Origin of the sequence: Microbacterium sp. 4NA327F11 (assembly GCF_005503465.1) — a bacterium.
Classification (GTDB): Bacteria; Actinomycetota; Actinomycetes; order Actinomycetales; family Microbacteriaceae; genus Microbacterium; species Microbacterium ginsengisoli.
The window spans coordinates 1-8,164 of sequence record NZ_SCOB01000044.1; the positions used below are offsets into that span (position 1 = coordinate 1).

9 protein-coding genes and 1 tRNA gene are annotated in these 8,164 nt (G+C 69.5%); 4 read left to right on the forward strand and 6 right to left on the reverse strand.

Translation table 11 applies throughout. The features are described 5' to 3' along the window. The first annotated feature begins 392 nt into the window (after nt 1–392). Together FFS51_RS14365 and FFS51_RS14370 are read left to right on the forward strand one after the other, a co-directional pair. On the forward strand, nt 393–665 hold the full coding sequence (locus tag FFS51_RS14365) for a helix-turn-helix domain-containing protein (RefSeq protein ID WP_245610965.1): 273 nt from the start codon (nt 393–395) through the stop codon (nt 663–665). Further along, nucleotides 662–1,906, forward strand: a complete 1,245-nt coding sequence (locus FFS51_RS14370) for a type II toxin-antitoxin system HipA family toxin (RefSeq protein WP_137878763.1) — start codon at nt 662–664, stop codon at nt 1,904–1,906. Before FFS51_RS14365 ends, FFS51_RS14370 begins: the two co-directional genes overlap by 4 nt. A gap of 654 nt (nt 1,907–2,560) precedes the next feature. Here FFS51_RS14370 and FFS51_RS14375 read toward each other — a convergent pair. Beyond that, nucleotides 2,561–2,651 (reverse strand) — tRNA-Ser (locus FFS51_RS14375). 62 nt (nt 2,652–2,713) lie between these two features. After that, nucleotides 2,714–3,664: an LLM class F420-dependent oxidoreductase gene (locus FFS51_RS14380; RefSeq protein ID WP_249352742.1), complete on the reverse strand. Its 951-nt coding sequence runs from the start codon at nt 3,662–3,664 to the stop codon at nt 2,714–2,716. Between the two features lie 47 nt (nt 3,665–3,711). Between FFS51_RS14380 and FFS51_RS14385 the strand changes: the two genes are divergently transcribed. Together FFS51_RS14385 and radA are read left to right on the forward strand one after the other, a co-directional pair. After that, entirely contained in the window at nt 3,712–4,662 is a 951-nt protein-coding gene (locus tag FFS51_RS14385) for an L-lactate dehydrogenase (RefSeq protein ID WP_056206424.1), read from the forward strand. 59 nt (nt 4,663–4,721) lie between these two features. Then, on the forward strand, nt 4,722–6,080 hold the full coding sequence (gene radA / locus FFS51_RS14390; RefSeq protein ID WP_137878764.1) for a DNA repair protein RadA: 1,359 nt from the start codon (nt 4,722–4,724) through the stop codon (nt 6,078–6,080). A gap of 79 nt (nt 6,081–6,159) precedes the next feature. On the opposite strand, the gene FFS51_RS14395 is transcribed toward radA, so the two are convergent. The 4 genes from FFS51_RS14395 to FFS51_RS14410 form a co-directional block, all read right to left on the reverse strand. Further along, nucleotides 6,160–6,564 carry a hypothetical protein gene (locus FFS51_RS14395; RefSeq protein WP_045247370.1) on the reverse strand — a complete coding sequence of 135 codons (405 nt, stop codon included), beginning with the start codon at nt 6,562–6,564 and terminating at the stop codon, nt 6,160–6,162. A 4-nt stretch (nt 6,565–6,568) separates the two neighbouring features. Continuing rightward, on the reverse strand, nt 6,569–7,315 hold the full coding sequence (locus FFS51_RS14400) for a gamma-glutamyl-gamma-aminobutyrate hydrolase family protein (RefSeq protein WP_137878765.1): 747 nt from the start codon (nt 7,313–7,315) through the stop codon (nt 6,569–6,571). A 52-nt stretch (nt 7,316–7,367) separates the two neighbouring features. Beyond that, the gene (locus tag FFS51_RS14405; RefSeq protein ID WP_219805771.1) at nt 7,368–8,042 is read right to left on the reverse strand and encodes a hypothetical protein; all 675 of its coding nucleotides are present in this window, start codon (nt 8,040–8,042) and stop codon (nt 7,368–7,370) included. Nucleotides 8,043–8,051: 9 nt separating this feature from the next. Then, nucleotides 8,052–8,164, reverse strand: a 113-nt coding sequence (locus FFS51_RS14410; RefSeq protein ID WP_137878297.1) for an integrase core domain-containing protein, incomplete at its 5' end; no start/stop codon positions are given.

An 8,164-nucleotide genomic window follows, 5' to 3' on the forward strand; every position in this document is an offset into this window, starting at 1 on the left:
AGCGTGAGACACGAAGACCTCCGTGGTCAGGATGCGAGTGTGGTAACCCACATCCTGCCCGGAGGTCTTCGCCTACCTCACCCGTTCACAACCTCCCGGGGAAGTACACCTAGGCGTAGCGCCGCGGCGCTACGATGCTGCGCCATACCGAAGGTTTCGGCTCGCACCTTCGATATGGAGCGGACACCCCTTTTACAGCCATCCGCGAAGACCGGCACACGGCAGTCGCCGCAGCGGTGAAGTCGTTCATGATGGCCGATGCGCGGCGTGACGGAGGCATGCGCCTCTTCTGAGTCCCGCACCGGTTTACAGAATGACCTTTACAAGCGATAATGATCTGCATGTCTTCCATTAAGCGGCGTCCAGCGGGCACCGCGCCGTTGCCTCCGAAGGTGCGCCGTGCCGCCGAGGAGATCGGTGACGACTTCGCTGCGTGGCGGAAGATTCTTGGACTGACAGCTGAGCAGGTGGCGGAGCGTGCCGACATCTCACGGGGGACTCTCCGTCGGTTGGAGCACGGCGATCCCGCGGTGGGCTTCCATGTCGTCCTGAGAGTCGCTCGCGCTCTCGGCGTGCTCGACACGCTCGCCGACGCGCTCGATCCACTGAACACAGACCTCGGCCGCGCCCGCGCTGGTCTCATCGGCCGGAAGCGAGTCCGATGACCGGTTTCGAGGCCCTCGAGGTGCACGTCAGCCTGGGGACAGAGACCGTTCGCGCCGGCCGCGCTCAGTTCAACCACACCCGGGGGCGGTTGGCCTCCACGATGTTCCAGTACGACCCTGACTACCTCGCTCATCCTCTGGCGTACGCGCTCGATCCAGGCTTGGAGCTCTACAGCGGGTCCCAGCAGGCCTCGGGGCTGCCCGGCGCGTTCTCGGACTGTGCCCCTGACCGCTGGGGGCGCAATCTCATCACCAAGCGGGAGCGGACTCTCGCCCTGGAGCAAAAGCGTCGGCCGCGCACGCTGGGTGACGTGGACTTTCTCGCCGGTGTCAGCGACTTCACCCGCCAGGGTGCGCTCCGATTCCGCGAAGATGCGAGCTCTCCTTTCCTCGATCCGGACCCCGTCGTGCCGAGCATGATTCGCTTGCCCGAACTCATGCGCGCATCGGAGGACGCAGCGCGCGACGACGGTGACCACGAGCTGACCGCAGTCAAGACGCTGCTCGATGCCGGAACTGGCTCTCTCGGTGGCGCCCGTCCAAAGGCTGCCGTGCGGGGCGACGACGACCAGCTCCTCATCGCGAAGTTCCCTCACCCCGACGACGGATGGGACGTGATGGCCTGGGAGGCTACAGCACTCGACCTCGCGAAAGCCGCCGGTGTCATCGTCCCGACGTATCAACTCATCCAGCTGGATGGTCGGCATGTGCTGCTCCTCGACCGCTTCGACCGCCATGCCGACGGCACACGTCTTGGCTACATGAGCGCGATGACTCTCCTCGAGCGGCGCGACGGCGACGGGGGCGACTATGTGGAGATCGCGGAACGGATCGAGGAAGCGGGCGGCCGGGTAAAGCACGACCTCGGTGAGCTGTTCCGGCGCGTCGCGGTTAGCGTTGGGCTGCACAACACTGACGACCACCTACGCAATCACGGGTTCCTGCGAAGCGAAGCCGGCTGGGCCCTTAGCCCCGCCTTCGACATCAACCCCGAGCCCGATCCGAAGGCGCGCCAGACCACGATCGCCGGGGCCAGCGACCCGGAGTACGAGGCAGACGGTCTGAAAGAGCTCGCGCGCGCATGTCGACTCAGTGAGCGCGCCGCCCAAGCGGAACTGGATCGCATCGGCGACGTGCTGGAGGGATGGCGCGACGCCGCAGCCACAAACCGAATCCGACAGTCCGAGATCGAGCGCTTCGCGGACACCTTCGATCAGGGGATCAGGATTCTCCGCGGCTGACGTCCCCGGGCGCTACCGCCGCCGTGGCCGCCGCCCGCGTTGCTGCTCAGCCCCATCTCACTTCAAGGGGTCGGATCGATACCCGCGATATTTCCGCTTATCCGGACTATCGGGGGGTCTGTCCCCCGCTACGGTTCGGAAAGTGGCGGTCGATGCTGTCGCGTATGAGGCACCACGATCGAGCCGGCGAGGGGGCAGGGTAAACGGTCAAAGTAGAGCCGCCACCAGAGGCTCGCGCGATGGCGAGGCCGTAATCGACGGGTCGACGGCCGCCACCGCTCGTCGACCGGCCCTCCACCGGGCACGTTGTCGACGGACCGAGGGGCCGGCTCGGGGCGTGCTCTCCCCTCAGAGGATCTGGTCACATCGGATCCGCGGATCCCGAGCGGGTCAGTTCAAATGACAAACCCTCGTTCTTCTGCCGCAGCGATCAGCGGCTCTACGGCAGTATCGCCGCGCGAACAAGCGGACCGACTTCGGGCTCCGCTCAGCAGCGTGGCCAGTCCGACAGCAGCGCCAGCACCCGAGCAGTGAGGGAACCCAGCATCTACATCGCCAGGGTCACGTCCTCGAGGACCCACTCAGATCTGCACCACAGATGCACCGCGTCGACCCCCAAACGTACGAAAACCCCCGACTAATCGGGGGTTTTCATGGCGGTGACGGTGGGATTTGAACCCACGGTAGGGGGTTACCCTACACAACTTTTCGAGAGTTGCACCTTCGGCCGCTCGGACACGTCACCGCCGACGAGTGTACGTGAGGGCGACGGATGCCGCCAATCGGCGCCCGTCTGACGGTGCCGTCTCAGGCGACGCGGGCTGCGACATCCGAGACGATGTCGACCACCCGCGCGGGCTCGTCGATGCCGACGGAGAACACGTAGGTCGCTGTGAAGCCGAGGCCGGCGAGCGCCTCCACCCGCTCGGCGACGTCGTCGACGGTCGAGGCCGGGGAGACCGCGATCATGGCGGTCTTCTCGATCGTGTCGTAGTCGCGGCCGACGGCGTCGCAGTGGCCGCGCAGCACGTCGAGCTTGTGCGCGGGCACCTCGAGGTCTGCCATCGCCGACAGGTTGCAGGCGTCGGCGTGCTCGGCGACGAGGCGCAGCGTCTTCTTCTCCCCGCCGCCGCCGATCATGAGGTAGGGCTTGGTGATGTTCTGCGGCGAGTTGATGGTGCGCTCGAGCTGCCAGATCTTGCCCTCGAACGGCCCGTCGTCGTCCGACCACATCTGCGCGCAGATCTGCAGGGTCTCCTCGAGTTCGCGGAAGCGCTGCGCGACCGGCGGGAACGGGAACCCGAGCCCGACGCACTCCTGCTCGTTCCAGGCGGCGCCGATGCCGAGCCCGACGCGACCGCCTGAGAGCACGTTGAGGGTGGAGATCTGCTTCGCCAGCAGCGACGGATGCCGGTAGATCACGCCCGTGACGAGAGTGTGGAGCAGCGCCTTCTCCGTGTGGGCCGCGATGAAGCCGAGCGTCGCGTACGCCTCGAGCATCTCGTGATCCTCCGGGCCGATACCGGGCAGTTGCCAGAAGTGGTCCATGACGGTCAGTCGCTGGATGCCGGCGGCCTCCGCATTGCGCACGTGCGCCGCGAGCGCAGGGCCGAGCTGGGCTGGTCCGGTCTTCCAGGTGAAATCAGCGATGTGCAGTCCGAACTCCACGACGCGCTCCGATCCGACGGGTGCCGCACCCGTCTCCTCGCACAGGCTACGACCGCTCGCGCGACGCCGGGCCGTCTGGTCGATTAACACGGTGCGAACCGGGGGCACGGGGCATCCGTCACTGCCAGACTGACCCCGTGAGCGCGATCGAGAACTCGAAGGTCACCATCGTCGGCGCGGGAGCGGTCGGGTCGAGCGCCGCCTACGCCGCCCTCATCCGCGGGTCGGCGCGGCACGTCGCCCTGTACGACGTCGCGACCGAGAAGGTCGAGGCCGAAGTGCTCGACCTACAGCACGGCACCCAGTTCACCGGGTCGAGCGACATCATCGGCGGCAGTGACGTGAGCGTCGCCGAAGGCTCGCACGTCGTGGTGATCACGGCCGGCGCGAAGCAGAAACCGGGGCAGACGCGCATCGAACTGGCCGGCGTGAACGCCGGCATCCTGCGCACGATGATGCCGCAGCTGCTCGAGGTCGCCCCCGACGCCATCTACGTCATCGTCACGAACCCGTGCGACGTGCTGACAGTGCTCGCGCAGGAGGCCACCGCCCTGCCGCCCGAGCGGATCTTCGCCTCCGGCACCGTGCTCGACACGTCCCGGCTGCGGGTGCGGCTCGCGCAGCGCGCCGGGGTGTCGCCGTCGAGCGTGCACGCCTACATCGTCGGCGAGCACGGCGACACCGAGTTCCCACTGTGGTCGTCGGCCACGATCGGCACCGTGCCGATCCTCGACTGGCAGAGCGCGGGCCACCCGCCGATGACCGTCGACGAGCTCGACCAGATCGCCGTGGAGGTGCGCGACGCGGCCTACAAGGTGATCCAGGGCAAGGGCGCGACCAACTACGCGATCGGCCTGTCGAGCGCCCGCATCATCGAGGCGATCCTGCGCGACGAGCACGCCGTGATGCCGGTCTCGACCGTGCTGAGCGACTTCCACGGCGTCGATCGGGTCGCGCTCTCGGTGCCGTCGATCGTGAGTTCCCGCGGGGCGGTGCCGGTGCGCGAGAGCGCGTTCTCGCCCAGCGAGCTGGGCCTGCTGCGCCGCTCGGCCGACGCGCTCGGCGCCGTCGCCGCCTCGCTGCGATAGTCGCCGCGCCGGTCACCGCGCGGGGCGCCGATGTCGCACCCGCGACCTAACCTGGACGCATGCCGACCCGCAAGGCCGCTCCGCCCGCCTACCGCTGCACCGAGTGCGGGTGGACGACGGCGAAATGGGCCGGCCGCTGCGCCGAATGCCAGCAGTGGGGCACGGTCGTCGAGGCCGCCACCGAGACGGGCATCGTGCGGCAGGTCAGCGCGACCGCGCCGACGCGCTCGGCGCGACCGATCACGACGATCGACACCCGCGACGCCCCGCGACGCACCAGCGGGGTGGCCGAATTCGACCGTGTGCTCGGCGGCGGACTCGTGCCCGGGGCGGCGATACTCCTCTCCGGCGAGCCCGGCGTCGGCAAGTCGACGCTGCTGCTCGAGGTCGCCGCTCAGAGCGCCCGCGCAGGCCGACGCGTGCTCTACGCGAGCGGCGAGGAGTCGACCGCTCAGGTGCGACTGCGGGCCGAGCGCACCGGCGCGCTGCACGACGAGCTCTACCTCGCCAGCGAGACCGACCTCGCCACGATCCTCGGCCACATCGACGAGACCCGACCCGACCTCGTCATCGTCGACTCGGTGCAGACGGTCACCTCGTCGCTCTCCGACGGCGCCGCCGGCCAGCCCGCGCAGGTGCGCGAGGTGGCGGCATCCCTGATCCGGGTCGCCAAGGAGCGCGACCTGCCGATCATCATCGTCGGCCATGTCACGAAAGACGGCCAGGTGGCCGGGCCGCGCATCCTCGAGCACCTCGTCGACGTCGTCTGCCACTTCGAGGGCGACCGGCAGACCTCGCTGCGGTTCGTGCGCGCGCTCAAGAACCGCTTCGGCCCCACCGACGAGGTCGGATGCTTCGACATGACCGGATCGGGCATCGTCGAGGTCGCCGACCCCAGCGCCCTGTTCCTCGGCACCGGCGCCCCCGTCGCCGGCACCTGCGTCGCCATCGCGATGGAGGGACGCCGGGCACTCCCCGTCGAGGTGCAGGCCCTCACGATCCACACCGGCGCACCCAACCCCCGCAGGGTGGTCAGCGGGGTCGATGCGTCTCGCGTGGCGATGGTGCTCGCCGTGCTCGAACGGCGCGCGGGCGTCAAGCTCTCGGACTGCGACGTCTACGTCTCGACGGTCGGCGGGGTGCGCCTCACCGAGCCGGCGGCCGACCTCGCGATCGCGATCGCCGTCGCGGGGGCCGTCCGCGAGAGCGCCGTGCCCCGACAGGTCGCCGCGATCGGCGAGCTGAGCCTCGCAGGCGAGATCCGTCACGTCACCCAGGCGCCGCAACGCCACAGCGAGGCCGAGCGCCTCGGCTACCGCACCGTGCTCGACGCGTCGGTCGGCACGATCGCGAAGGCCCTGCGGCATCCGTCGCTCATCGCCGCCCGCACGCGCGACGAGGGCGAACCAGGGTTCTGAGCGGCGCCGCGGCGGGCGGGCGCTCGGGCGCGGCGGTACCGCGCTCTCGCAGCGATCGCGCCTCGCGGTCGCGCCGCGCTCAGGCCTCGAGCGCCGCGATCAGATCGTCGGGTGTCGCCTGCATGGGATGCGGCCCGGCGATGTCGAAGAACACCGTCGTCAGCTCGTCACGGTGCGCCCGCAGGAAGAGGAGCAGGGCGGCCGGTGACTGCAGCGCCACCTCCTTCGGCAGCGTGGCCGGCTTGTGCGCCGCGTCGCTGAATAGCAGCAGCGCGACATTGCCGTTCGCCGGGTCGCGGTAGGTCCACACCTCGCCGACGTCGAGCGGGTTGTCCCGCGCACCGGGTCGCATGAGCGGCACCACTGTCGGGCCATGACGCAGCGCGAACGCGACGGCCGCGACATCCTGCGTCTGCAACGCGTCGCTCAGCTGCGTGTTGCGGAACTCGGCCTGCGCGCTCGACGCCTTCTTCTTGCCCGGCATCCGATCAGCGTAGCCGCGCCGCGCGGGCCGCGGCCTGGTCGATGACCGCGGCGAACAGGCGAGGGTCGGACGGATCCTGCTCGGGGTGCCACTGCACCGCGACGAGGTAGTCCTCCCCCGCCGTCTCGATGCCCTGCACGAGACCGTCGGCGCTGCGAGCCGAGACGACGAGACCATCACCGACCCGGTCGATGCCCTGGTGGTGGTAGCTGAGAATGCTCGTGCCACCGGCGCCGAGCGCATCGGCAAGCCGTGTACCGGGCTCGACTGTCGCCTCGCCGCGGGCGAACACTCCGCCGCCGATCTGGTACCGCGAATCGCCGAGCACGTCGGGCAGGTGCTGATGAAGGGTGCCGCCGAAGGCGACGTTGATCAGCTGCAGTCCGCGGCAGATGCCGAACACCGGGATGCAGCGGCGTCGCGCCCCCGCGAGCAGAGCCAGCTCCCACGCGTCCCGGTCTTCGCGCGGCCGATCGGTGGTCGGATGCGGTGCCTGTCCGTATCGCGCCGGGTCGACGTCGAGGCCTCCGGTGATCACGAGCGCGTCGATGCCGTCGAGCGTCGCCTCCACCGCGGCATCCGTCACGGGCTGCGGCGGCAGCAGCACGCCCACACCGCCTTGGGCGGTGACAGCGTCGAGGTACGTGGCGGGAAGGTAGGGCGCGCGAAGGTCCCAGATGTCCTGCTGGATGCGCTCGAGGTAGGTCGTGAGCCCGATGACGGGCGGGCGGCCTGCGGGTGCGGCGGTCATACCGAGAATCCTGGCACCCCTGCGACCCGTCGCCGCGCGGCGGCGGGACCGGTCAGTTCAGCTGGAACGACGCGGTCTGGGTCGAGGGGATCCCGCCGATCGACACCGACAGATGGTAGGTCGCCCCGCCCGCACCCGCGCGGGGGCGCGAGGTGCTGTTGCACGTGTCGACGGACGATCGGGTGCGGTCCCAGGTGAGAGGGCTCGCACTCTGCACACTCTGCCCGGCGGTGAGTGTCACGACCTGATCGCTCGGGTCGGTCTGGCAGTCGGTGGAGCGCCACCAGGTGTCGGAACCGCTCGTGATCGTGAACACCTGCTGCGCGGAGCCGACGTTGATGGTGCAGTCGACGCCTGATGTGTTGGTCAGCTTTATCGACAGCTTCGGGTTCTGCCCCGACGCGTACGAGGTCTGGTCGACGACCGGGTCGACAGTCACCTCGTTCGCCGTGCAGGCGCCCGGCGTCCCGCCGGGAGTCGGAGTGGATGCCGCGGCCCCCGGTGTCGCCGCACCGGGAGGCGCAGACGGGCTGGCCGCGCCGGTCGCGGCGGGCGAATCGACAGGGGAGAGAGACGAGGACGTCTGCGGCGCCCCGCGCCACGGCTGGGCGATGACGACGAAGACGACCGCGGCGATGACGACCACCAGCACGAACAGCACGGCCAGGCGCCGGCGCCGATAGACGGCGCGCGAGTGCCGACGACGGCGGAGCGGCGGGGTGGTCACCGTTCCAGGCTAGGTGTACTTCCCCGTGACGTTGTGAACGCGGGCTGAGGGGGTCTGGCCGCCGATCCCGGTGTGGGGTCTGTGGTGATTGTAGTGATGCAGCCAGGTCTCGTATGCCGCGG

What these genes read in the sequence shown, in the direction of transcription:
- radA (WP_137878764.1), top strand. Translation starts at nt 4,722, where the DNA reads ATGCCGACCCGCAAGGCCGCTCCGCCCGCCTACCGCTGCACCGAGTGC.
- FFS51_RS14395 (WP_045247370.1), bottom strand. Translation starts at nt 6,564, where the DNA reads ATGCCGGGCAAGAAGAAGGCGTCGAGCGCGCAGGCCGAGTTCCGCAAC.
- FFS51_RS14370 (WP_137878763.1), top strand. Translation starts at nt 662, where the DNA reads ATGACCGGTTTCGAGGCCCTCGAGGTGCACGTCAGCCTGGGGACAGAG.
- FFS51_RS14400 (WP_137878765.1), bottom strand. Translation starts at nt 7,315, where the DNA reads ATGACCGCCGCACCCGCAGGCCGCCCGCCCGTCATCGGGCTCACGACC.